The sequence below is a fragment of the Methylocystis sp. H62 genome (genome assembly GCF_015709515.1).
GTDB lineage: Bacteria > Pseudomonadota > Alphaproteobacteria > Rhizobiales > Beijerinckiaceae > Methylocystis.
Map to the genome: position 1 here is coordinate 295412 of NZ_JADNQZ010000059.1, position 24164 is coordinate 319575.

Below are 24164 nucleotides of genomic sequence, written 5' to 3' on the forward strand. Positions count from 1 at the left end.
TATCACGGCTGCGCCAGCGTCGCGATCACCGCGTCGCGATTAAGGCCTTTCTCGCCGATGATCACGACGCGACTCATGCGCTGCTCATCGGGCTTCCAGGCCCGATCGAAATGATGTTCGATGCGCGCGCCGACGCCTTGCACGAGCAAGCGCATCGGCTTGCCGACGACTTCAACGAATCCCTTGATGCGCAGCACGTCATGCGCGCGCGCCGCTTCGGCGAGTCGCGCAACCAGCGCCGCCGGATCCTTGATCGCCGAGAGAGACACGACGAAACTGTCGAAGTCGTCATGGTCATGTCCGGGCTCGGCGTCATGATGTGACGGACGGTTCGCCAGATCATCCTCCGCCGCCGCTGAAAGGCCGAGCAGCACGAGCGGATCGACGCGCCCGCCGCTGGCGCGCACGATCTTCGCCGCTTTCCGAGCGCCGCGCGCCAGACGATCCGCGACGTCGCGTTCTTCGTCGGCGCCCAGCAGATCGGTCTTGTTCAGGATGATGAGATCGGCGCAGGCGAGCTGATCCTCGAACACCTCTTCAAGCGGATTGTCGTGATCGATCGTCTGCGTGTCTTTGCGCTCTTGCGCGATGGCGTCGAGATCGTCGGCGAAACGGCCCTCCGCCACGGCCTTGCCGTCGATGACGGCGATGACGCCATCGACGGTCAGCTTCGAGCGGATCGCGGGCCAATCGAACGCCTTGACGAGCGGTTTGGGCAGCGCCAGTCCCGAGGTTTCGATGATGATGTGATCGGGACGCTTGTCATGCGCGAGCAGCGCTTCGATCGCCGGGATGAAATCATCGGCGACGGTGCAGCACAGACAGCCGTTCGCGAGTTCGACGATGTTTTCTTCCGGGCAGTTTTCGACGCCGCAGGCGCGCAGGATTTCGCCGTCGACGCCGACGTCGCCGAATTCATTGATGACGAGCGCGAGGCGACGATCCTTGGCGTTTTCGAGAACGTGACGAATAAGCGTCGTCTTCCCCGCGCCAAGGAAGCCGGTGACGATCGTTGCAGGGATTTTGGCGCTCATGAGGGTTCCTGTTGGCGCGACTGGAGTCGCCAGATTAGACCGGCGAGCGCGCCGGCGAGCGCCCAGCTGATCGCCTGAACGGCGAGCGAGGCGGCCGCGAAGCGCGCGGCGAGCTCCGCCGGCGCCGTGCTCTCGGGAGTGGCGGGCTGCGGCGCGAAAAAATGCGGCAGGGCGATCAGCACGACGCCGACGATCTTCGCCGCCGGCGAGTCGAGCCGCAACAAGGCGAAGAGTCCGGCGCCGGTGCAAAGCGCGGTCGCGAGCCACCAGATCTGGCGCGCGGCGAGTTCGGTTTCGGCCATGCCGGGAAGCTGCGGCGCGAGGCCGAGACTCGTCGCGAGTCCTGTCGCGGCGAAGGCGCAGGCGCCCCAGAGCGCGGCGCGGCGCGGCGCGATGGCGTCGCCAGAGAGAAGCATCGCGGCGAGCAATATGAGCGCATAGCCGATCGAGACGGCGATCGTCGCGGCGCTAGTCGCCGCCGTGCGGCTCAGGCCGGAAAGCGCTGCGCCGGCGTCGGCGCCGTCATGCGCATGCTGCGCCGCCTCATAGACCTCGGCGGCGAGGATCAGCGGCGTCGTGGTGAAATGCTGCAGGGCCGCGACCGCAAGCCCGGCGACAAGGCCGGCGATAAGGCCGGTCGTCAAAACGCGCGCGATCAAGCGCGTGGCGGCCTAGTGACAGGGGAAGGAGAGCGCGTGGCGCGTGTCATGCGCCGCGTCATGGACGCTTTTCGGATAGGCGAAGCCCGCGAGCCAGACGAGCCCGAAGCCGAGCGTGAGCGCAACGGCGGCGGCCTTCAGCGCCTCAAGTCTCGAAGAGGGGAGGGCGGCGGCGTTGGCGGATAATTTGGCGTTCATGTCGGTCTCCCTGCCGCCCCACCGGCGGCGATGCGATGCGCGCGGCGATCGTAAGCGATCGCCAGACGGCAGGTCTCCTGGCTCCCGGCTCGTCGGACCGCGCCGCCTTCCCAAGCGTTCAAGCTCAGTGGCGGATGGCGCGGGCCTCGCCGGCTACAGTTGCGGGGGCAGCCGCGGATAGGGGCGTAATGCCCGCGCCGCGTTCCCTTTTCACTTCTTGCGAAGGACCGTCTCGACTAGTCATATGCGCGGCTTAGGCTTCCGTCAAACCGGCCGAGGAGCGCCTGTGACCGAGATGAACGAAGACGACGAGGCGCGCCGCCATCGCCTCAAAATGGAGAAGCGCAAGGCGGTTCAGGACGCCGAGGTCGCCGGCAAGACGGTCGCCCGCAAAGGCCTGCTGATGGTCCACACGGGCGCCGGCAAGGGCAAGTCGACGGCGGCCTTCGGGCTGGCGCTGCGCGCGCTCGGCCATGGCTGGAAGATCGGCGTCGTTCAGTTCGGCAAGGGCCAGTGGCGCACCGGAGAGCGCAACATGCTCGAAAAGCTAGGCCAACAGTTCGGTCAAGAGTTCGGTCAAGTCGCCTGGCATACGCTTGGCGAGGGCTTCACCTGGGAGACCCAGGACCGCGCGCGCGACGAAGCGGCCGCGCGGCGCGCCTGGGAAAAGGCGTGCGAACTGATGGACGACCCAGATGTTCGCCTGCTCGTGCTCGACGAATTGAACATTTCGCTGCGCTATGAGCATCTGCCGCTGGACGAGGTGCTGGGCGCGCTCGCGGCGCGCCGCGACGATCTCAACGTCGTCGTGACCGGACGCAACGCCAAGCCGGAGCTCATCGCCGCCGCCGATCTCGTCACCGAGATGACCCTCGTCAAGCACCATTTCGGCGCCGGCGTCAAAGCGCAGGAGGGAATCGAATTCTAATCTGGAGCATATGCTCGGAAGGCCCGCCGGCATATCGCTCTTGGCAGCGGCGCGCGTAGAGAATACGCTTTGCGGGCAGGCAGTTCCGTAACGGACGGGACGCGGGCCAGCGACGCGAGCAGGCATCCCGAAGCGCGTCAGTCCTAGGCTGAACTCTCAACATCATCTGGACCCGAAAGCTCGATGGACGTTTACGGCGCGCTCCGCTTTTCCGCTTCGAGGATCTCCAACGAACTGTTTTCGGCAGGATCGATTTTTTCGGTCTATTCCCTGGCGACGACATTTGTCATCGCCGTTGGCGCGCTGGCCTATCAGCGCAAGATGCGCCGGGGGCGCGTCAACCTGCGGGCCATCGCCCGCGCAATCTTCGACAAGAGACTCCTGCTCTCCAAGTCCTTCGCCGCGGACGTCAAGCTGCTCATCCTGAGCGTCGTTCTCATGCCGGTCGTGGTGGGCGCGCTCGTTCTATCGTCGAATGCCGTCGCGACGGCCGTGAGCGCCGCGCTGCGCAATTCCTTTGGCGCTTTTGCGCCGGTCTCCTGCTGTGACCTTTCGATAAAGCTCTTCTCGACCGCCGTGCTCTTTTTGGCTTATGAGATCGGCTATTGGGTCGATCACTACCTCAAGCATCGGATCCCGTTTTTGTGGGAATTCCACAAGGTGCATCACACCGCCGAGGTGCTGACCCCGGTGACGAACTTTCGCAATCATCCGATCGACAACATCATTTTCGGCTACATGCTCGCGACGTTCATTGGCGCCGCGTCAGGCATGTTGGCGTGGGTCTTTGGGCGAACCACAGAGTCCTTCACGGTCGACGGGAAGAACATCCTTTTCATCTTGTTCCTTTGGACGATCGGGCATCTTCAACATTCGCAGTTCTGGATTCCCTTTCGCGGCGTTTTGGGGCACATCGTCCTAAGCCCCGCGCATCACCAGATCCATCATTCGACAGATCCGCAGCACTTCAATCGCAACTTCGGCAGCGTTCTCGCCGTCTGGGACTGGATGTTCGGATCGCTCGAGATGCCTTCGACCAAAAACCCGCGCCTTAAATACGGGGTCGAGGAAGACGCCGCGGACCCGCATTCGTCCTTCGGATTATTGGCGACCCCGATGGTGAGAGCCGCCCTCGCGCTCTGGGGCGCGCTCGCCGATGCGTGGAATGCAGCGAGTGAGCGACTCGAGCAGCGCCGTCAAAGGCTAAAGAGCACAGGCGTTTTATGAGCCGCATCCGCGCCGATGTGCTGCTTGTGCTGGCGGCGTTTATCTGGGGAACGGCCTTTATCGCGCAAAAAAACGCCGGCGAGCTTATGGGCCCCATCACCTTCGTCGGCGTCCGTTTTCTCCTGTCTTGCGCCGCGCTCGCGCCGCTGGCGCTCTATGAAGGCCGTCACAGCGGCGCTCCGCTAAAAAAGGGCGATTTGCCTCTCGCCGGCCTGATCGGCTTGTGCGTTTTTCTCGCCGCCGCTTTGCAGCAAGTGGGCCTTGCCACGACGACGGCGACCAACGGCGGCTTCCTCACCGCGCTCTATGTCGTGCTCGTTCCAGCGTTCGTCTTTGCGCAGACCGGCGTCAGACCCCGGCAGGTCGTTCTCGTCGCGGGCCTCGGGTCCATCGTGGGCGCCTGGCTGCTGACGGACAGCGCGCAGCTCCAGAGTTGGACGTCGGGCGACGCCTTGGTTCTGATTGCGGATATCGCGTGGGCGGCCGGGATCAGTCTCGTCCCGACCTTTCTCGCTCGCACCAACCGGCCGTATTTTTTGGCTTTCGCGCAGTTCGGCGTCATCGGCGTTCTTGGAGCCGTTGCGGGCCTAAGCAGTGAGCCTTTTTCGCTCGATGGCCTCATCGCGGCCCTGCCGTCGATTCTCTATGCGGGGCTTTTCTCCGGAGGGATCGCCTTCACGCTGCAAATCGTCGCGCTCAACTATACGCCAGCGGCGGAAGCCGCGCTCATCATGTCGCTGGAGAGTGTTTTCGCAGCCTTGTCGGGCGCCCTCCTGCTGTCCGAGCGCCTCACCGGGCCGGCGATGCTGGGCGGGTTGCTGATCTTGCTCAGCGCCGTCTTCGTCGAAGCAGGACCGGCGGCGCAAAATATTTGGGCGTCGCAGTATTGGAGTCGGCTGTCGCAAGTGTGGAGCAGGGCGCGTTAGAGCAGGTTCCGAAAAAGTGGAAGCCGACGCTCGATCACGTCGAGAACGTCGGCTCCAAAATGATCTGCGCGGTAACCGGCCGATCACCCGCCAGAAAGACAAGGGCCGGGAGCTTTCGCGCCCGGCGAGTCTTTTCGGCAGGGGTATGTATTACTGGATCATGCGGGCGGTCGAACCAACGCCATCGCCTTGCATACCGTTGCGGTTGCCCGTGCCGTTGGTTCCTTCAGGAGAGATCCAGTCCGGAACCCAGGTCAGAGCGACGATAACGAACGCGACGAAGGCGGCGACCCAAAGCAGCATCTTGCCGATATCGCCGGTATTGTGAACGTTGACGGCCATGCGTTTTCCCCCTGTTCTTGATTTTACGTGAATGCTTGCCGCATCGAGAGGGAGCCTAGCTTGTTTCCGATCGGATGGCAATGCGCTCTTGCGGGAGCTCAAAGCTCCGCCAAAAAAGCAATATTAGTTTTTAAATCCAAGCAGTTAACATGCGACAGAACGTCGCGGACGTTGCAAAAATTAAGCGCATTTCCCTGTCCGCGTTTCCCTTCGAACGCCGATGCGCCAGCCGAGCGTCGAACGACTGAAGCGGCCGCGGCCGTTGGCCAGCGGCGGCCCTTGCCGGACGTGGGCGCATCGCCTATAACCGCGCCATTCCACAGGCGAGAGTTACGCGGCGTCTGCCTCAAGACGTCGCTCCGGTGGCCGGATCTCCGGCCTCTTTACTCTCTCGCCGAGGTTCAACCGGAGAAAAGACACTATGGCTCTGCCCGATTTCACCATGCGTGGCCTCCTCGAGGCCGGCGCTCACTTCGGCCATCAGTCGCATCGCTGGAACCCGAAGATGGCGCCTTTCATCTTTGGCGCCCGCAACAACATCCACATCATCGATCTCGCCCAGACGGTGCCGCTGCTCCATCAGGCGCTGAAGACGATTTCGGACACGGTCTCCAAGGGCGGCCGCGTGCTGTTCGTGGGCACCAAGCGCCAGGCGCAGGAGCAGATCGCCGACGCCGCCAAGCGCAGCGCTCAATATTACATCAACTCCCGCTGGTTGGGCGGCACGCTCACCAATTGGAAGACGATCTCCGGATCGATCACCCGTCTGCGCAAGCTCGACGAGATGCTTTCAGCCGGCGCTTCGGGCATCACCAAGAAAGAGCGCCTGCTGCTGACCCGCGAGCGCGACAAGCTCGAAAAGGCGCTCGGCGGCATCAAGGATATGGGCGGCACGCCGGATTTGATCTTCGTGATCGACACCAACAAAGAGCAGCTCGCGATCAAGGAGGCGAATCGCCTCAAGATTCCCGTGGTCGCCGTGCTCGACACCAATTGCGATCCGGATGGCGTCACCCATCCGATCCCCGGCAACGACGACGCCGGCCGCGCCATCGCGCTCTACTGCGATCTCGTGGCGAGAGCCGCCATCGACGGCATTTCGCGCAGCCAGGGCTCGGTGGGAATCGATATTGGCGCCGATGAGTCGCCGGCGCTTGAGCCCGCGCTCGCCGTGGTGCGCGAAGATTTGCGTCCCGCCGAAGCCGCCGGGACGGATACGGAGACGCCTCTCGAGGCCTTCGAACTGCTGTCGGCGCCGCGCGGCGCGCCGGACGATCTCGCCAAGCTGCACGGCGTCGGCCCGCAGCTTGTCAAGAAGCTGAACGACGCCGGCGTCTATCACTATTGGCAGCTTGCCGCGATGACTCCGGCGGACGTCGAAAAACTCGACGGCGAATTGAAGATGAACGGCCGCATTGCGCGCGACGGCTGGGTCGATCAGGCGAAGGCGCTCCTCGCCGCCTAGTCGATCCGTCAAGTCCAATGCTTTAAGACGCGCGCGCCGGTCCAAATGGGCCGGCGTCGTCGCATGACTCCCTTAAGAAGGAATTTCAGCCATGGCTACGATCACCGCCGCCCTTGTGAAGGAACTGCGCGAGAGCACCGGCGCGGGCATGATGGATTGCAAGGCGGCGCTCACCCAGACGGACGGCGAGTTCGAAGCGGCGGTCGATTGGCTGCGCAAGAAGGGCCTCTCCAAGGCCGCGAAGAAAGCCGATCGCGTCGCCGCCGAAGGGCTTGTCGCCGCGCTGGTCTCGGACAATTCTGGCGTCGTCGTCGAGGTGAATTCGGAGACGGACTTCGTCGCCCGCAACGCCGATTTCCAGACGCTGGTGAAGAACATCGCCGAAGTCGCGCTGAAGAGCGGCGCGAGCGACGTCGAGGCGCTCGGCAAGGAAGCCTATCCGGGCGGCGGCACGGTGAGCGAAGCGATCACCCAAGCGATCGCCGGCATCGGCGAGAATCTGACGCTGCGCCGCGCCGCCGCGCTCAGCGTCAGCGAGGGCGTCGTCGGCCGTTACGTGCATGCGCAGGTCGTCGACGGCCAGGGCAAGATCGCGGTGATCGTCGCGCTCGAATCGAAGGGCGACAAGGACGTGCTGGCGGCTCTCGCGCGCCAGCTCGCCATGCATGTCGCCTCGGCCAATCCGCTGGCGCTTGACGCCACAGGCCTCGACCCGGCGACCGTCGAGCGCGAAAAGAAGCTGCTCGCCGAGAAGAACGCCGGCAAGCCGGAAAACGTGCTGCAGAAGATCATCGACTCGGGGATAAAGACCTACGCCAAGGAGGTCTGCATGCTCGATCAGGTCTCGAACCATCCTGACCACGGCGGCAAGAGCGTCGCCCAGGCGGTCAAGGAGATCGAGGGCAAGGCCGGCGCGCCGATCGCCATCAAGGGCTTCGTGCGCTATGCGCTCGGCGAAGGCATCGAGAAGCAGACGAGCGACTTCGCCGCCGAGGTCGCGGCCGCTGTGAAGGGGTAAGTCACTCCCTCGCTTGTGGTGGAAAGGTTAGTGCGGGCCGGGGCGTTGACCCCGGCCTTTTTTGTTTCCACGAACCTCTCCGCGTCATGACCGGCTAGTGCCAAGCATCCGTCTACTCAGCCCCGCCGCGTGGATGGCTGGGACGGGCCCGGCCATGACGGCTGAACGTCCGCGCCGACACTCCCCACGCATCGCCGCGGCGACCTTCGCCTTCGCCTCATCCTGCTTGCGGCCGCGTGCGCGAAGAAGGTGCGACAGCTGTTGGCGATGCTCTGGTCGTCGCGCCCGCGCGAAACAATCGCGGGCGGGCGGCGTTTAGGCTCCTGACCTGATCTTCGTCGCAGGGCGAAGATCGAGCAGAGGGAGCCGCGCATGCGCGCCAAGAAGACCGCCGCCGACGCAACGATTCGCGGACCGCGCGTTGAGCGCGCGATCGATGCCAATACCTCGGTGCTCGGCTTTGAGGATGCGCGTTCCCTGCGGGAACTGCGCGATCCGCGCGAGCTCTATCCCAAGCCGCCCTTCGAGAAGCAGACGCAGCCCTGGCCGGGTCTCGCCGGCCTCATGACGCCGCGTCCCGATCATGGCGAAGAGAGCTACCGCGGCTCGGGGCGTCTGCTTGGCCGCAAGGCGCTGATCACCGGCGGCGACAGCGGCATTGGCCGCGCCGCGGCGATCGCTTTCGCCCGCGAAGGCGCCGATGTCGCGATCAACTATTTGCCGGAGGAGGAGGCGGACGCGAAGGAGGTCATGACTCTCCTGGGCGAGGCCGAGGTCAATGCGGTGGCGCTTCCGGGCGATATTCGTGACGAAGAATTTTGCCGCAAGCTCGTCGATGACGCGGCGCGCGATCTCGGCGGCCTGGACATTCTCGTCAACAACGCCGCGCGTCAGCATGCGCGCAAATCGATTCTCGACATTACGACCGAGGACCTCGACTGGACGTTTCAAACCAATCTCTATGCGCTGTTCTGGATCACGAAAGCCGCGATTCCGCATCTCCAGCCGGGATCGTCGATCATCAATACGAGTTCGATCGTGGCCTTCGATCCTTCGCCGCAGCTTCTGGATTATTCGGCGACCAAGGCCGCCATACTCAATTTCACCAGATGTCTGGCGAAGCAGCTCGCCGACCAAGGCGTCAGGGTCAACGCCGTCGCGCCCGGCCCGTTCTGGACGGCCCTGCAGCCCAGCGGCGGACAATTTCCCGATCACCTCGCCGAATTTGGCGCCGATACGCCGCTCGGACGCCCGGGTCAGCCGGCGGAAATCGCCCCGCTTTATGTGCTGCTCGCGTCAAGCGAAGCGAGTTTCACGACCGGCCAGGTGTTCGGCGCGACGGGCGGCGAGGTGGGGCCGTAATCAAAGCCTGAATCACGTCTTGGTCGACGCGTGGCGGTCGTTTGCGTTCGCGTGGGGGGCGACGCCAGTCGTTGCTGCGTCTGCGCCACATCGCAAACGGCCGCTTGGCGCCTGCGTCACGACTGCCTCACTTGCGGGCGCCGCTCGGTCTCCGTAAGAAGAACGCGCCCCGCCTCAGCCAGCGAGATCCGCCTCATGTCCGACCTCACGTCGACGCGACGATTCAAGCGTGTGGTCGTCAAGCTGTCCGGCGAAGCCCTGCAGGGGTCGGCGCCGCACGGGCTTGACGCCGTCACGCTCGCCCGCATCGCCGCCGATCTCGCGGCCGCCGCGGACGCGGGACATGAGATCGCCGTCGTCGTCGGCGGCGGCAATTTCTTTCGCGGCATCAAGGGCGCCGAAACCGGCATCGAGCGCGCGCGCGCCGATTCGATCGGCATGCTGGCGACGGTGATGAACGGCTTGGCGCTGGAGCAGGCGGTCGAAGGGCAGGGGCGGCAGGCGCGCTGCCTCTCCGCCGTCACGATGCCGTCCGTTTGTGAATCCTTTTCGCGCCGCGCCGCCCTGCATCATCTGGCCAAGGGACGCGTCGTCATTGCGGCCGGCGGCACCGGCAATCCCTTCTTCACGACGGACACCGGCGCGGTGTTGCGGGCCGCGGAGCTCTCCGCCGACGCCGTGCTCAAAGCCACTCAGGTCGACGGCGTCTACACCGCCGATCCCAAGCGCGATCCGACCGCGCAGCGCTATGACCGCTTGAGCCATGACGAGGCGATCGCCAAAAACCTGGCGGTGATGGATACGGCGGCCTTCGCGCTCGCCCGGGAGAATAAGATCCCGATTCTGGTCTTTTCGATCGCCGAGGCCGGCGCCATCGACGGGGCGCTTTCCGGTCGGGCGCGCGCCACCCTCGTCGCGCCCTAAGCCCCTTTCGCGCACGACGGGAAATCGTGCCATAAATCCTGCGCCGCGGAGCCGCAGCGCCGGCGAGGGCGGCGGCGTGCGCCTTTTCGCCACGCCAAGTTGGAAAATATAAGAAGCCGAGCCGCGCGAGTGTTCGTGAGAGCGGCGACAGATCAAAGACAGGTTGTGAACATGGCGGAAACTTTTGACCTTGCGGATATGAAGCGCCGCATGCAGGGCGCGCTCGCGACGCTCAAGCACGAATTCGGCGGGCTTCGCACAGGACGCGCCTCGACGAGCTTGCTCGATCCAATTCATGTGGAAGCTTATGGGCAGGTTTCGCCGCTCAATCAGGTCGCCACCGTCAGCGTACCCGAGCCGCGTCTTCTTTCGGTGCAGGTGTGGGACAAGGCGCTGGTCATCGCCGTGGACAAGGCGATTCGCGAGGCCAATCTCGGTCTTCAGCCGACGGTTGAAGGTCAGAACTTGCGCATACGCATGCCGGAGCTGAACGAGCAGCGCCGCAAGGAACTCGTCAAAGTCGCGCATAAATACGCCGAGGAGGCGCGAGTCTCCGTGCGCCACGTGCGCCGCGACGGCCTCGACATTCTCAAGAAGTTGCTAAAGGATCACGCGATTCCCGAGGACGACGAGAAGCGCCACGAACAAGAGGTGCAGAAGGCGACGGACGAGACGGTGAAGGAGATCGACGCCGCGCTCGCCGCCAAGGAAAAGGAAATCATGCAGGTCTAGGAAGCTGCGACGTCGCCTGGCGCAGGTCCCATGCCATTCGGAACCCGAATATGACGGAAAGCGACATTTTGGAGGCGCAAACGAACGCGCAGCGCGCGCGCGCGGCGCCGCGTCATGTCGCGCTGATCATGGACGGCAACGGCCGCTGGGCGGCGAAGCGGGGCTTGCCGCGATTCGAAGGGCATCGGCGCGGCGTCGAGGCGCTGCGCCGCACGGTGCGGGCGGCGATCAAGCTCAACATCGGCTATCTGACGGTCTATTCCTTCTCGGCGGAAAACTGGTCGCGCCCGCGCGAGGAGGTGGAAAGCCTCCTCTCGCTGCTGCATCGCTTCATCCGCAACGATCTGGCGGAGTTGCACGCGAGCAATGTGCGCGTGCGGGTCATCGGCGCGCGCGCCGAGCTCGCGCCTGACATCTCGGACCTGCTGCGCGAGGCCGAGCAGATGACGCAGGCGAACTCCGGGCTGACCCTTGTCGTCGCATTCAACTACGGCGCGCGGCAGGAGATCGCGGCGGCGGCCCGCGCGCTCGCGGAAATGGTGGCGCAAGGCCGTCTGGCGCCCGAGGAGATCGACGCCGACGCCATCGCGCAGCGTCTCGACACGGCGGACATTCCCGATCCCGACCTGATTATCCGCACGTCGGGCGAGCAGCGGCTGTCGAATTTCCTGCTGTGGCAGGCGGCTTACGCCGAATTCATCTTCTTGCCGATTCTCTGGCCCGATTTCGATGAGGGCGCGCTGGCGGCCGCGATCGCCGAATACGCCCATCGCGATCGGCGCTTCGGCGGGCTTGAAGCCGCGGCGCGCAGCGCCAAGACCGCGTCATGACGGCGGATCGAAGGGAGCCAACCATAAGCGCCGCCGGCCGGCCGAAGCCGTCTGCCGGAGGCTTCGCCGACCTCGGGCCGCGCGTCGCCTCCGCCGCAGCGATGGTCGCGGCGGCGCTTGGCGCGCTCTATGTGGGCGGCGACGTCTTTGCGCTCTTCTGGCTGGCGGCCGCCTTCGCGGTGAGTTGGGAGTGGCAGAACCTGATCGACGGCGAAGGTCGCGCCGCCAGAATCGCCGTCGGCGGCGCGGCGGTCGCCGCCGCAATGGCGTTCGGACGCGTCTCCATGCCGGGCGCCGCCGCGCTCGCGATTGTGGTTTTCGCGCTTGCGTGCGCAGCGCTGGCGGGGGCCGATCGTCGGCTCTGGGCCGGAACGGGCGTCCTCTACGCCGGCGCGCTCGCCTTCTCCGTATGTCTCTTGCGCGAATCGGCCGATGTCGGCGCGCTCGCCATCGCCTTCCTGTTCGCCGTGGTCTGGGGCACCGATATTTTTGCCTATTTTGGCGGCAGGCTGATCGGCGGACCCAAGCTTTGGCCGCGCGTCTCGGCGGGGAAGACTTGGTCCGGCACCATCACCGGCGTCCTCTGCGGCGCATTCCTTGGCCTCGTCGCCGTTTACCTCGGCGCCGGCCCGCAACTTGCGAACTGGCGTGTGTTCCTGGTCGGATTGGCCACCGCCGCCTTTTCGCAAGTCGGCGATCTTTTCGAATCTTCGGTCAAGCGCCGCTTCGGCGTGAAGGACTCGAGCCAGCTTATTCCCGGCCATGGCGGCGTCATGGATCGGCTCGACGGCTTCATCTTCGCCAGCGCCTTCGCGGCGGCGGTGGGCCTGCTGCGCGGCGCGCCGTCGGTGGCGGCCGGTCTTTTCTTCTGGTAGGGCGGAGCCAATGACATTAGCAAACGGACAGTTTCACGCGCACGCCCCGGCCCAGCCGCGGGCGCCGGTCCCGCGCCGCATCGTGCTGCTGGGCGCGACAGGCTCGATCGGCCGTTCGACGGTCGACATTCTCGAGCGCGATCCGGAAGGGTATTCGGTGTCGGCGGTGGCGGGCGGCCGCGATGTCGAGGCGCTCGCGCGCGTCGCCCGCGCGGTCAGGGCTGAATTCGCCGCGATCCGCGACGAGAGCGCCTATGCGGCGCTCAAGGAAGCGCTCGCCGGGACCAACACTCAGGTCGCCGCGGGTCGCGAGGCGGTCATCGAGGCTGCGCTGCGCGACGCCGATCTCGTGGTCTCGGCCATCGTCGGCGCCGCCGGCGTGGAGCCGACCTACGCGGCGCTCGCCGCCGGCCGCGACGTGGCGCTCGCCAACAAGGAATGTCTCGTCTGCGCCGGCGTCCCCTTCATGCGGATGGCGGCGGAAATGGGCGTGCGGCTGCTGCCGATGGACAGCGAGCACAACGCCATTTTCCAGGCGCTTGGCGGCGAGGACGCCTCCCGCATCGAACGCATGATCGTCACGGCCTCCGGCGGCCCCTTCCGCACCTGGAGCAAGGAGCGCATCTCCGAGGCGAGCGTCGAGGAGGCGCTCAACCATCCCAATTGGGCGATGGGCCCGAAAATAACCGTCGACTCGGCCGGCATGATGAACAAGGGGCTCGAACTGATTGAAGCCCATCATCTATTCGGCATTCCGGCCGAAAAGCTCGAAGTCGTGGTCCATCCGCAGTCGATCATCCATGGCCTTGTCGCCTTTTCCGACGGCTCCGTGACCGCGGGAATCGCCGTGCCGGACATGCGCACCCCGATCGCCCATTGTCTGGGCTATCCTGATCGGCTGACGACCCCGACGCCGCGCCTCGATCTGGCGAAAATCGCCACCCTGACATTTGAAGCCCCTGATTTTGATCGGTTTCCGGCGCTCAGACTGGCGCTCGACGTCCTGCGCGCCGGCGGCGGTCTGCCGACCGTGCTCAACGCCGCCAATGAAATCGCCGTCGAAGCCTTCCTCGATCGCCGCATTTCCTTCGACGGGATCGCTCGGCATGTCGCCGAGGCCTGCGAGGCCGCTTTGCGCGACGGAACCGCAAATGCGCCCGCAACAGTTGAGGACGCCCTCGCGGTGGACCATATTGTCAGAGAAAGATCACGATCGGCCTTGGCCGGGCGTGCCACATCAGGCATGCTGCTTCAGTGATCATGGCGCGCGCCGCCGACAGGCTTGGCGCAAGCGAGACCTGCGAGACAGCGCTTTGCTAGACATCCTGACGACCGTCGCCTTCTATCTCATCCCCTTCGTGCTCGTCCTCACGCTGGTCGTGTTCGTGCACGAATTTGGACACTTCATCGTCGGCCGATGGTGCGGCGTGAAGGTGGACGCCTTTTCCATCGGCTTCGGACCGGAGCTGTGGTCTCGGGTGGATCGTCTCGGCACGCGCTGGCGCATCGCCAGCATTCCGCTCGGCGGCTACGTCAGCTTCCATGGCGACGCCAACGCCGCAAGCGCGCCCGACCCCGAAGCGGTGCGCGCGATGCCCGAGAGCGAGCGCGCGGTGACCTTCGCGGCGCAGTCGGTATGGAAGCGCGCCGCCATCGTGTTCGCTGGTCCTTTTGCGAATTTCATTTTGGCGATCGCGATTTTCGCCATTCTCTTCGGGGTTTACGGACGCACCACCTATGCGCCGCGGGTTGGCTCGCTGTCGCCTGACGGGGCTGGCGCCGCTGCCGGCTTCATGGCCGGCGATCTGGTGCTGACCGTCGACGGCGCGCCGGTCGGCTCGTTTTCGAATCTGCAGGAAATCGTTTCGGGTTCGGCAGATAAGAAACTCATCTTCGTGATTCAACGCGGCGATCAGCAGCTGACGCTACCGGTCGTTCCCGCCCTGCGCGAGGTCGAGAGCGCGATCGGCAAAATCCGAATCGGCATGCTGGGCATTCAGGCCTCGAAGGCCGCCGCCGACATCCGCCAGGAACGCTACGGACCCGCCGACGCAGTCGCGATGGGCGTGCAGGAAACATGGACGGTCGTGCGCCGCACCGGAAATTACATCGGCGGACTCGTCACCGGACGCGAGAGCGCCGATCAGCTTTCCGGACCGATTGGCATCGCGCAAGTTTCGGGGCAAATGGCGCAGGCGGTGTCCAAGGTCGGCATCGCGCCGCTGTTGAGCCTCATCGCGATTCTCTCGGTCTCCATCGGCCTGCTCAATCTTATGCCGGTGCCGCTGCTTGACGGCGGACATTTGCTGTTCTTCGCGATTGAGGCGGCGCGCGGCCGCGCGCTCAACGAGCGCGCGCAGGAGGTCGCCTTCCGAGTGGGTCTCGCGATGGTCGGCGCGCTGATGATTTTCTCGACCTACAACGACATCGCGCGGCTCATTCACAAGCTCACCGGCTCAGGCTCCTAGAGCGCATCCCGATCACATGGAATCATGTGATCGATAGGAATCGCTCTAAATAAAAACGCTGGGGCAGGTTCTCATCGAAAAAGTCCGTCAACTTTTTCGGACCTGCTTTAGCGCACGCAGCCGTTGCAACGACGTGGCGTGCAGGACGCCGCGTAAGCGCGCGATTCCCGTCGTAATTTGGACATGATGACGCTTGCGGCGCCACGTCTTAACCATGCGCTGACCATGAATCGTGGCTTTAACGTCACGCCTTCGACAAATTGCGGAAACAACATTTATTCTGCATTTGCAGGGTCGGACAAACCTTGTAGAAGGAATCGCTCAACGTTGGCGAAGCGCCGATCGTCAGCGCATTTACATGAGTTTCGTGCCGCGGCCCGGGCGGCGACGTTGCGACGAGGACCTGCACTTTATGCGCTCAATCAGCGGCATTTGGAAATCATCGTTCCTGTTCGCGGTTGTGGCCGCTCTGCTGGCGTTTAGCGCTCCGGCGTTCGCCGCGCCGGACATCAATCGCATCGCGTTCGAGGGCAACAGCAAGGTCAAGACTGACATCTTGCAGGAGCAGGTGCGCTCGCGCGCCCGCACCGAATTCAACCCGCAGATGGCCGAGGCCGACGTCGCGCGATTGACGGAAGTCTATCGCCGGTCGGGACGCGCTGCGGCGAAAGTGAGCTTTCGGACGGTTGATCTGCCGAACGGACGGGTCGACCTGGTCTTCAGCATCGTTGAAGGCGACAAGACCGGCGTCAAGGAGATCCGTTTCATCGGCAATGAGGTCTACTCCACACGCCGTCTCGTCGGCATGATGGAGACGACGGAAATGAACTTCCTGTCGTTCCTCAAGACAAGCGACGTTTATGATCCCGACCGCATCGCCGCGGACCTCGAACTCATTCGTCGATTCTATCTCAAGAACGGCTACGCCGATTTCCGCGTGATCAGCTCCGACGTGCAGTTCGATCCGACGGCCGGCGGCTACATCATCACCGTCGTGGTGAACGAGGGCCCGCAGTATCGGGTGTCAACCGTTGGCGTCGAATCCCATCTTCCCGACGTGGACGGCGCCGCGTTGAATGATTTGCTGCGGCTTGCCCCGGGCGACGTCTACAACGGCGATGCGGTTGAGAAGACCGTCGAAGCGCTGACCCGCGAAATCGCTCGGAAGGGCTATGCCTTCACCCAAGCGCGCCCGCGCGGCGAACGCAATCCGGCCGATCAGACGGTCGCGATCCAGTTCCTGCTCGAGGAAGGGCCCCGGGTCTATATTGAACGCATCAACATTCGCGGCAACACGCGAACGCGCGACTACGTCATCCGCCGCGAGTTCGATATCGGCGAGGGCGACGCCTATAACCGCGTCCTGATCGACCGCGCCGAACGCCGGCTGAATGGCCTCGGCTATTTCAAAAAGGTGAAAGTCACCAATGAGCCGGGCTCAGCGCCGGACCGCGTGATCCTCAACGTCGACGTCGAAGACCAGCCCACCGGCAACTTCGGCATCTCGGGCGGCTATTCGACCAACCAGGGCTTTATCGCCGAAGTGTCCGTGTCGGAAAGCAACTTCATGGGTCGCGGCCAAGCGGTGCGCCTTTCGGTGCAGGGCGGCCAGATCGCCCGCGGCGTGACGTTCAGCTTCACCGAGCCTTATTTCCTCGACCAGCGCATCGCCGCCGGCTTCGACGTCTTCGTGCGTCAACAGGACGCTTATAACTATTCGATCTACAGCTCGACGTCGTACGGCGGCACATTGCGCTTCGGCATACCGATCACCGAAGAGCTCAGCTTCTCGCCGCACTACTCGATCTATGAGACGACGATTTCAATCCCGAACGACAAGAATCGTCCTTACAACGACTGTTTGGTGCCGGTGTTTGGCTACACGCCTGGTTTCAGTCCGTTCTACCCGCAGCCCGACTATCCGAACCTCCTGGTGAACTGCCAATCCAACGGCGAAGCGTCGCTCGCGATCAAGTCGTCGCAGGGAGGGCTGCTGACGTCGCTCGTCGGCTATTCGATGAATTACAGCACGATCGACAACTTCAAGAACCCGCATAATGGTTGGCTCGCCTCGCTCAATCAGGACGTCGCGGGTCTCGGCGGCGGCACGCGCTATCTGCGCACGACCGGCGACATTCGCTACTTCCGTGAGATTCCCTATCTCGACGATGTGGTCGGCATCGCCCGACTGCAGGGTGGCGATCTGTCGACCTTCGGCGGCTACAAGCCGCGCATTCAGGACAACTTCAACCTCGGCCCCAGCCTGGTGCGCGGCTTCGCGCCGGGCGGCATCGGCCCACGCGACTCGAACATTCTGACGAGCTTCAACAACAACCGCGGCAACTCGCTGGGCGGCTCCAACTATGTCGGCGCGTCGCTCGAAGTTCAGTTCCCGTTCTGGTACCTGCCCAAGGATTTGGGGTTGAGAGGGGCGCTCTTCGCCGACGCCGGTTCGCTGTGGAATTTCAGCGGCCGGACAAACTACGCCAACAATCTGCCGACAATCCCCGGCGTGACCTGCATCGGCGCCTACACGCCGCAGGCGGGCTTCGGCCAGGGCAATTGCGTTGTGCCGATTGCGAACAAATTCGCCATCCGCTCGTCGGTCGGCGCCTCGGTGTTGTGGAATTCGCCGATGGGGCCGATCCGCTTCGACTATGCGGTCGTGACCTCCAAGGTCTATGGCGACATCACGCAGAATTTCCGCTTCAGCGGCGGCACCAACTTCTAATGATTGGAGACGATCGCCGGGCGAACTGCGCCCGGCGGACGGCTGAAGGTTTGGCTTGGGCTGCCGGACAGGATCTTGCAGGGTGAGCGCCGCAGCCTTCTTTCCCTTGGCGCGACCCGCCCCTTTGAGCGAAATTGCGCGGATCGCCGGGGCAAAAATTCGCGGCGGCCCTGACGGCGAGCCAGCGTCCAGCGAGCGTGCGCCGCCGCCCCTTATTCTCGGCGTCGCGCCGCTCGATTGGAGCAGGCCGGGCGACCTCTGCTTCTACGACAACCCGCGCTATCGCAAGGCGCTCTCGGAGTGCCGAGCGACCGCCTGCTTCCTGCGCGAGCGCCATCTTGACCTGCTGCCTAACGCCGTCGTCGCGCTCGTCGTCGACGATCCGCAGAGGGCGATGACGCTTGCGGCCGCGCATCTCTTTCCCGACGCGCTGCGGCCCGGCTCCTTATTCCAGTCCAGCGGCGTTTCTCCGGGAGCGGCGGTGCATCCGCAGGCGCGACTCGAACCTGGCGTGGTCGTCGATCCCGGCGCCGTGATCGGGCCGGGCGCCGAGATCGGCGCCGGAACGATTATCGGGCCGCAGGCGGTGATCGGCCCGAATGTGCGCATCGGCCGCGACTGTTCGATCGGCGCGCATGCGAGTCTCACCCATACGCTGATCGGCGACCGCGTCGTCATTCACCCGGGGGCGCGGCTTGGGCAGGATGGCTTCGGCTTCGCGCCAACGGGCGAAGGCTATCTCAAGACGCCGCAGGTCGGTCGCGTGATCGTGCAGGACGATGTCGAGATCGGCGCCAATACGACGATTGATCGAGGCGCGTCGCGCGACACGATCATCGGCGAGGGAACCAAAATCGATAATCTCGTGCAGATCGGCCACAATGTGGTGATCGGCCGTTTTTGCGCCATTGTCGCCCAATCGGGCGTCGCCGGCTCCTGTGAGATCGGCGATTTCGTCGCGCTTGGCGGACAATCCGCCGTCGCCGGCCACCTCACGATCGGCGAAGGCGCAGCGGTTGCGGCCAAGTCCGGGGTGATGCGCGACCTGCCGGCCGGGGCGCGGGTCGGCGGCGCGCCCGCGCGACCGTTGCGGCGGTTCTTGCGCGGCGCGGCGCTGCTCGACCGACTCGCGCGCAGGGACAAGCCGACGTAAGACAAGCCGGCGAAAACAAGCAAAAACTGGGATGGCGCTCGCCATGCCCTCGAGAGGGAGGAAGAAATGCCCGAGGCCGCGGACGGCGCGACTCTGGAGAGCGCCGACATATTGCAGATTATGAGCCAACTGCCGCATCGATACCCATTCTTGCTCGTCGATCGCATCTTCAACATCCGCGGCGACGAATCATGCGTCGGCGTGAAGAACGTCACGGTCAACGAACCGCAGTTTCAGGGACACTTTCCCGAGCGTCCGATCATGCCCGGCGTCCTGCTCATCGAGGCGATGGCGCAGACCGCCGGAGTCATCGCCATCCGCGCGCTGAAAGGCGGGGACCGGTCGCGTCTCGTTTATTTCGTCACGATCGACAATGCGAAATTCCGCAAGCCGGTGACGCCCGGCGACCGTGTCGAATTCCACATGGCCAAAACCGCGCAGAAGCGAAACATCTGGTGGTATTCCGGGCGCGCGATGGTCGACGGCGCGCTGGTCTGCGAGGCGCAGATCAGCGTCATGATGGGCGCCTAGCGTCGGAGCGGCGAGTGCGACAATGAACCCATCGGTTCATCCGTCCTGTGTCGTCGAAGACGGCGCGCGGCTCGGCGCCAACGTCGCCATCGGCCCCTTTTGCCACATCGGCGCCGGCGTCGAGATTGGCGACGGCGCGACTCTCCTTTCCCATATCGTCGTCGGCGGCCGCACGCGCATCGGCGCGCGCGCCCGGATTTTCCCCTTCGCCGCCGTGGGACTGGCGTCGCAAGATATCAAGGCTGCGCTCGCGAAGGGCGCGCTGACGATCGGCGACGACTGCGTCATTCGCGAAGGCGTGACCATCAATGCAGGCGTGGGCGAGGGCACGCGTATCGGGGCGCGCTGCGTCTTTCTTGCCGCTTCGCACGTCGCTCATGACTGTCGGCTGGGCGACGACGTGATATTGTCCAATCAGGTTCTGCTGGGCGGCCACGTCGAGATCGGGGACCATGCGATGATCGGCGGCGCCACGGCGGTGCATCAGAATGTGCGGATCGGCGCGCACGCCTTCGTCGGCGGCCTTTCGGGCGTTGAAGGCGACGTCATTCCCTTTACGCTCGCGTCGGGCAACCGCGCCCATCTTTTCGGCCTCAACCGGGTCGGCCTGCAGCGGCGCGGTTTTGCGCCGGAGCGCATTGAGCGGCTACGCCGGGCGTATCGCCTGCTCTTCGCGCAAGAGGCGCGCGCGCTGAGCGAACGCATCGACGGTCTGTCGCGAGATTTCGCGGACGACTCGGACATTGCGGCGATCGTCGAATTCTTGCGGGCGCCCTCGACGCGGCCGCTTTGCGCGCCTCGCGCACGCGCCGAACCATGAGCGCGCCGCGCATCTTCGTTGTCGCTGGCGAAGCCTCTGGCGATCAGCTCGGCGCGGCGCTGATGCGGGCTTTGCGCGCCGCGCGTCCCGAGGCCGTTTTCACCGGCGTCGGGGGCGAGGCGATGGCGCGCGAAGGCCTCGTTTCCCTGTTTCCGCTCGAAGACATCGCGGTGATGGGCCTCATTCCGGTCTTGGCGCGGCTGCCGCGCCTTGTGTGGCGCATCGCTCAGACGGCGCGGGCGATCGTCGATCAGGCGCCGGACTGTCTCGTCATCATCGACGCGCCAGATTTTACCCATCGCGTCGCGCGCCGGGTCCGGGTCGCCCGACCTGACCTGCCGATCGTCGATTACGTCAGCCCGACCGTATGGGCGTGGCGGCCCGGCCGCGCGCGCGCGATGCGCGACTACGTCGATTGCCTGCTGGCGCTGCTGCCCTTCGAGCCGCAGGCGCATGATCGGCTCGGCGGGCCGCGATGCGTCTATGTCGGCCATCCGCTGGTCGAGCGGCTCGACGAGCTGACGCGGCCGTCTCACGATCGCGGCGGCGCGCGGTCGCTGCTCGTTCTGCCCGGATCGCGTCTTGCGGAAGTGCGGCGCATGACGCCGATCTACGGCGAGGCGCTCGAGCTTCTTTTGCGCGAACGCGCCGACTTCGAGGTCGTCATTCCTGTCGCGCCGAATGTTGAGAAGACATTACTACGCGAATTGCGGGGATGGCCGATGACGCCGCGTCTGATTGGCCAGGCGGAGAAATTCGCCGCGTTCCGAAATGCGCGCGCCGCACTTGTGACGTCCGGCGTCGCGACGCTGGAGCTTGCGCTCGCCGGCGTTCCCATGGCTGTCGCCTATAAGGTCTCGCGCGCCGAATCGCTGCTGCGCTTTCTCGTCAAAGTCGACTCGATCGTACTGCCCAATCTCGTCATCGGCGAGAATATTGTACCGGAATTCCTGCAGGAGGCGGCGACGCCGCACGCGCTCGCCGAGGCGCTGAGGCCGCTCTTGCGCGAGAGCGCCGCGCGCGACGCGCAGCTCGCGGCCTTTAAGCGCGTTCGCGCGCGTCTGCTCGAGGCAGGCCGAACGCCGAGCGTTCGGGCGGCTGACATCATCCTCGAATATGCGTCGCGCGGTCGGGGGTAGCCGCGCCGTAGTGGGATCAGAAGGGGATGTCGTCGTCGAGCTGGTCGGAGAGCTTGCCGGCCGGGGCGGGACGCCGTTCGGCGGGACCGCGCTCCATCGGCGAGGAGCGGCCGAAGGATCCGCCGCCGCTCTGGCTGTAGCCGCTGTCGTAGTCGCCTTCGCCGCGTCCGCCGCCCTTGCTGTCGAGCAAGGTCAGCTCGCCGCGAAAACGCTGCAGCACGACATCGGTCGCCTTGCGCTGATTGCCGTCCTTGTCGGTATATTCGCGGGTCTGCAGCTGACCCTCGATATATATTTTTGAGCCCTTGCGGCAGTATTGCTCGGCGATCTTCCCGAGATTTTCGTTGAAGATCGACACATTGTGCCACTCGGTGCGATCTTTGCGCTCGCCGGTGTTCTTATCGCGCCAGGACTCGGTGGTCGCCACCGAGAAGGAGACGACGCGATCGCCGGACGGCAGCGTCCGCACCTCCGGATCGCGGCCGAGATTGCCGATCAGGATCACCTTGTTGACGCTGCCCGCCATGTCGCTCTCCGCTTGCTTGACGCGTGGCACTCTAGTGCAAAGGCCGGTCCTGGGGCGCGCCGGCTCGGCTTGTCCACAGATGATGTGTTGCGCCGCTCGACCCCGGAACGTTCGATTTTTGTTCTAGCAGCGGTCGTAAGATCGCGCAAGCACAGCGGAATTTTGTTCTCTTTTTCCGAAGCTTAGCGCTTGCGGGCTCCTTGCCTCACTCCGTCGTGACGCCGATCGCGACATCGGAAGGATCAATCTTGCGTGCAAGCCCCGCCGTCAGCCGAGCGCGATCCAGCTCGCCCTCCCAGGCGGCGACCACGATGGTGGCGACGCCATTGCCGATAAAATTCGTCAAGGCGCGGCACTCGCTCATGAATTTATCGACGCCGAGCACAAGCGACATGCCCGGCGCCAGTTGCGGATCGACCGCCATCAAGGTCGCCGCCAGGGTGATGAAGCCCGCGCCGGAAACGCCGCTCGCGCCTTTCGACGTCAGCATGGCGACGATGAGGATGGTCGCCTGATGTGACAGATCCAGCTCGACGCCCATCGCGCGCGCGATGAACAGCGTCGTCAGCGTCATATAGATGTTGGTGCCGTCGAGATTGAAGGAATAGCCGGTCGGCACGACGAGTCCGACGACCGACTTCGAGCAGCCGAGCCATTGCAGCTTCTCCATCAGCGCGGGCAGGGCGCTTTCCGATGAGGACGTGCCAAGCACGATAAGCAGCTCGTCGCGCAGATAGGCGATAAGGCTGAAGATGTTGAAACCGGCCGCGCGCGCGATGGCGCCTAGCACGAAGACGACGAAGAGCCCGGCCGTGAGATAGAACAGACCGACGAGTCCGGCGAGCGACAGAAGCGCGGCCGAGCCGTATTTCGCCACCGTATAGGCCATGGCGCCGAAGGCGCCGATCGGCGCCGCCTTCATAATGATGGCGATGACGCCGAACATGGCGTGGCCGACGTCGTCGATGATCACCCGCAGCGCGCGGCCGCGTTCGCCCAGCGCCAAGAGCGCGAAGCCGAAGAGCAGCGAGAACAGCAAAACTTGCAGAATGTCGCCCTTGGCGAAGGCGCCGATCGCGCTCTCGGGAATGATGTCGAGAAGAAAATCGACGCCGCCGCGCTTTTCCGCGAGCGCCGTATATTTGGCGATGGCGGCAGGGTCGGGTTTGCCGGCGAAGCCAGCGCCGACCTGCGCAAGATTTCCAATCAGCAGGCCAAGCGCGAGGGCGAATGTGGAGACGATCTCGAAATAGAGGAGCGCCTTGAGCCCGACGCGGCCGACTTTGCGCGCATCCTCGATATGGGCGACGCCGGAGACGACCGTGCAGAAAATGATCGGCGCGATCGCCATCTTGATGAGCTTGACGAAGCCGTCGCCGAGCGCCTTCACCCAGTCCTGCGCGGCGGCGTGCGGCGCCAGCCAGCCGAACAGCGCGCCAAGCGCAATGGCCGCGAGCACCTGGACATAGAGGTGCCGGTAAAGTGGCTTCTTCGGCGTCGTCGCGCCATCGCGCCTCATTGCATCGAGCGGCAATTCAATAGCTCCTCAATAGGGCGTGATGCTCTTTACCTTCTGAACAGCTCCGATGTCATTCCCGACGCTTCGCTTTAAGCGAAGCGATCGGGAATCCAGAGTAGATTCCGAAGCTTTGAGTATTTGCACTGGATTCCCGGTCAGGCCTCCGGCCTGCCGGGAATGACAGTCTCCCATTCGACCGCGAAGGGATTGACGACAGCAAGGTCTAAATCGCTAAAGTCTGCAACATTGCGCGTCGCGAGCGTCATTGCGTGGGCGGCGGCGATGCTTGCGACCATCGCATCCATGACGGCGAGCGGCTTGCCTTGCGTTTTGCGTCTGCCACGCAAACGGGCGAAGGCGTGCGCCGCGCGATGATCAAACGCCAATATGCGGCCAGCGAAAATCTCATCTTCGATCGTGTCGCAGGCTTTGGTCAAAACATCCTTCTTTCGCCCCTCAGGCAGCAGCGCCAGACCAAAACGAAGCTCCGCGATGACTGGCGTCGGGATGAAGAAATCGAGCTCAGAATAGGAGTCCATCCATCGCCGCACGTTACCGTCGCCCGTCGGCTTCATCATTTCAGAGACGATGTTCGTGTCGAGCAAGATCATTCGAAATCTGGCGGGGCGCGGTCGCTTTGATCACGAGGCTGAATGAAATCGTCCGTCCAATCTTCTTGCGACACGAGACTTTTGAGCCGCGTTCCAAGTCCTCCAGTCGCTCGGGCGCGCTCTGGCCGGACAGCCTGTGATAAAGC

Annotated in this window: 24 protein-coding genes and 1 riboswitch; of the genes, 17 read left to right on the forward strand and 7 right to left on the reverse strand. The window is 64.5% G+C overall.

Annotated elements, in window-relative coordinates; all coding sequences use genetic code 11:
• Positions 1–2 precede the first annotated feature (2 nt).
• From cobW to IYY11_RS20785, 3 genes are read right to left on the reverse strand one after another with little or no spacing between them, the layout of a single operon-like run.
• Positions 3–1034 (reverse strand): cobalamin biosynthesis protein CobW, encoded by a 1032-nt coding sequence (gene cobW / locus IYY11_RS20775; protein ID WP_196405626.1) that lies wholly within the window; start codon positions 1032–1034, stop codon positions 3–5.
• A complete protein-coding gene (locus IYY11_RS20780) occupies positions 1031–1693 on the reverse strand; it encodes a CbtA family protein (RefSeq protein ID WP_196405627.1) in 663 nt (220 codons plus the stop codon). The genes cobW and IYY11_RS20780 overlap by 4 nt, the downstream gene beginning before the upstream one ends.
• A 12-nt stretch (positions 1694–1705) precedes the next feature.
• Positions 1706–1891 (reverse strand): CbtB domain-containing protein, encoded by a 186-nt coding sequence (locus IYY11_RS20785; RefSeq protein WP_196405628.1) that lies wholly within the window; start codon positions 1889–1891, stop codon positions 1706–1708.
• A gap of 49 nt (positions 1892–1940) precedes the next feature.
• Positions 1941–2138, reverse strand: a riboswitch (cobalamin riboswitch).
• 48 nt (positions 2139–2186) lie between these two features.
• Between IYY11_RS20785 and cobO the strand changes: the two genes are divergently transcribed.
• From cobO to IYY11_RS20800, 3 genes are all read left to right on the forward strand, one after another.
• Complete coding sequence (gene cobO, locus IYY11_RS20790) at positions 2187–2819, forward strand: cob(I)yrinic acid a,c-diamide adenosyltransferase (protein WP_196405910.1); 633 nt, start codon at positions 2187–2189, stop codon at positions 2817–2819.
• A gap of 183 nt (positions 2820–3002) precedes the next feature.
• Positions 3003–4046, forward strand: coding sequence for a sterol desaturase family protein (locus tag IYY11_RS20795; protein ID WP_196405629.1), 1044 nt, complete (start codon positions 3003–3005; stop codon positions 4044–4046).
• The gene (locus IYY11_RS20800) at positions 4043–4972 is read left to right on the forward strand and encodes a DMT family transporter (RefSeq protein WP_196405630.1); all 930 of its coding nucleotides are present in this window, start codon (positions 4043–4045) and stop codon (positions 4970–4972) included. Before IYY11_RS20795 ends, IYY11_RS20800 begins: the two co-directional genes overlap by 4 nt.
• A 150-nt stretch (positions 4973–5122) precedes the next feature.
• On the opposite strand, the gene IYY11_RS20805 is transcribed toward IYY11_RS20800, so the two are convergent.
• Positions 5123–5314, reverse strand: a complete 192-nt coding sequence (locus IYY11_RS20805; RefSeq protein ID WP_196405631.1) for a hypothetical protein — start codon at positions 5312–5314, stop codon at positions 5123–5125.
• 421 nt (positions 5315–5735) lie between these two features.
• Between IYY11_RS20805 and IYY11_RS20810 the strand changes: the two genes are divergently transcribed.
• The 14 genes from IYY11_RS20810 (at position 5736) to lpxB (ending at position 21362) form a co-directional block, all read left to right on the forward strand.
• Positions 5736–6779, forward strand: a complete 1044-nt coding sequence (locus IYY11_RS20810; protein WP_196405632.1) for a 30S ribosomal protein S2 — start codon at positions 5736–5738, stop codon at positions 6777–6779.
• Positions 6780–6870: 91 nt separating this feature from the next.
• A complete protein-coding gene (gene tsf, locus IYY11_RS20815; RefSeq protein ID WP_196405633.1) occupies positions 6871–7797 on the forward strand; it encodes a translation elongation factor Ts in 927 nt (308 codons plus the stop codon).
• Between the two features lie 372 nt (positions 7798–8169).
• A complete protein-coding gene (locus tag IYY11_RS20820; RefSeq protein WP_246720142.1) occupies positions 8170–9159 on the forward strand; it encodes an SDR family oxidoreductase in 990 nt (329 codons plus the stop codon).
• 195 nt (positions 9160–9354) lie between these two features.
• The gene (pyrH, locus tag IYY11_RS20825) at positions 9355–10083 is read left to right on the forward strand and encodes a UMP kinase (RefSeq protein WP_196405634.1); all 729 of its coding nucleotides are present in this window, start codon (positions 9355–9357) and stop codon (positions 10081–10083) included.
• Positions 10084–10254: 171 nt separating this feature from the next.
• The gene (gene frr, locus IYY11_RS20830) at positions 10255–10815 is read left to right on the forward strand and encodes a ribosome recycling factor (RefSeq protein WP_196405635.1); all 561 of its coding nucleotides are present in this window, start codon (positions 10255–10257) and stop codon (positions 10813–10815) included.
• A gap of 50 nt (positions 10816–10865) precedes the next feature.
• Positions 10866–11645 carry an isoprenyl transferase gene (locus IYY11_RS20835; protein WP_196393374.1) on the forward strand — a complete coding sequence of 260 codons (780 nt, stop codon included), beginning with the start codon at positions 10866–10868 and terminating at the stop codon, positions 11643–11645.
• The gene (locus tag IYY11_RS20840; RefSeq protein WP_196405636.1) at positions 11642–12520 is read left to right on the forward strand and encodes a phosphatidate cytidylyltransferase; all 879 of its coding nucleotides are present in this window, start codon (positions 11642–11644) and stop codon (positions 12518–12520) included. Before IYY11_RS20835 ends, IYY11_RS20840 begins: the two co-directional genes overlap by 4 nt.
• A 10-nt stretch (positions 12521–12530) precedes the next feature.
• The gene (gene dxr, locus IYY11_RS20845) at positions 12531–13778 is read left to right on the forward strand and encodes a 1-deoxy-D-xylulose-5-phosphate reductoisomerase (protein WP_196405637.1); all 1248 of its coding nucleotides are present in this window, start codon (positions 12531–12533) and stop codon (positions 13776–13778) included.
• Between the two features lie 55 nt (positions 13779–13833).
• Positions 13834–14988, forward strand: coding sequence for an RIP metalloprotease (locus tag IYY11_RS20850; RefSeq protein WP_196405638.1), 1155 nt, complete (start codon positions 13834–13836; stop codon positions 14986–14988).
• Between the two features lie 412 nt (positions 14989–15400).
• A complete protein-coding gene (bamA, locus tag IYY11_RS20855) occupies positions 15401–17719 on the forward strand; it encodes an outer membrane protein assembly factor BamA (RefSeq protein ID WP_196405639.1) in 2319 nt (772 codons plus the stop codon).
• Between the two features lie 82 nt (positions 17720–17801).
• The gene (gene lpxD / locus IYY11_RS20860; protein WP_196405640.1) at positions 17802–18872 is read left to right on the forward strand and encodes a UDP-3-O-(3-hydroxymyristoyl)glucosamine N-acyltransferase; all 1071 of its coding nucleotides are present in this window, start codon (positions 17802–17804) and stop codon (positions 18870–18872) included.
• A gap of 66 nt (positions 18873–18938) precedes the next feature.
• Complete coding sequence (gene fabZ, locus IYY11_RS20865; RefSeq protein WP_196405641.1) at positions 18939–19403, forward strand: 3-hydroxyacyl-ACP dehydratase FabZ; 465 nt, start codon at positions 18939–18941, stop codon at positions 19401–19403.
• A gap of 22 nt (positions 19404–19425) precedes the next feature.
• Complete coding sequence (gene lpxA, locus IYY11_RS20870) at positions 19426–20223, forward strand: acyl-ACP--UDP-N-acetylglucosamine O-acyltransferase (RefSeq protein WP_196405642.1); 798 nt, start codon at positions 19426–19428, stop codon at positions 20221–20223.
• On the forward strand, positions 20220–21362 hold the full coding sequence (gene lpxB, locus IYY11_RS20875; protein ID WP_196405643.1) for a lipid-A-disaccharide synthase: 1143 nt from the start codon (positions 20220–20222) through the stop codon (positions 21360–21362). Before lpxA ends, lpxB begins: the two co-directional genes overlap by 4 nt.
• Positions 21363–21378: 16 nt before the next feature.
• Here the strand turns inward: lpxB and ssb are convergent, their stop codons facing one another.
• The 3 genes from ssb to IYY11_RS20890 form a co-directional block, all read right to left on the reverse strand.
• Positions 21379–21888: a single-stranded DNA-binding protein gene (gene ssb, locus IYY11_RS20880; protein ID WP_196405644.1), complete on the reverse strand. Its 510-nt coding sequence runs from the start codon at positions 21886–21888 to the stop codon at positions 21379–21381.
• 205 nt (positions 21889–22093) lie between these two features.
• Positions 22094–23407, reverse strand: coding sequence for a C4-dicarboxylate transporter DctA (gene dctA / locus IYY11_RS20885; RefSeq protein ID WP_196405912.1), 1314 nt, complete (start codon positions 23405–23407; stop codon positions 22094–22096).
• A gap of 155 nt (positions 23408–23562) precedes the next feature.
• A complete protein-coding gene (locus tag IYY11_RS20890) occupies positions 23563–24018 on the reverse strand; it encodes a type II toxin-antitoxin system VapC family toxin (RefSeq protein ID WP_196405645.1) in 456 nt (151 codons plus the stop codon).
• Between the last annotated feature and the right edge of the window lie 146 nt (positions 24019–24164).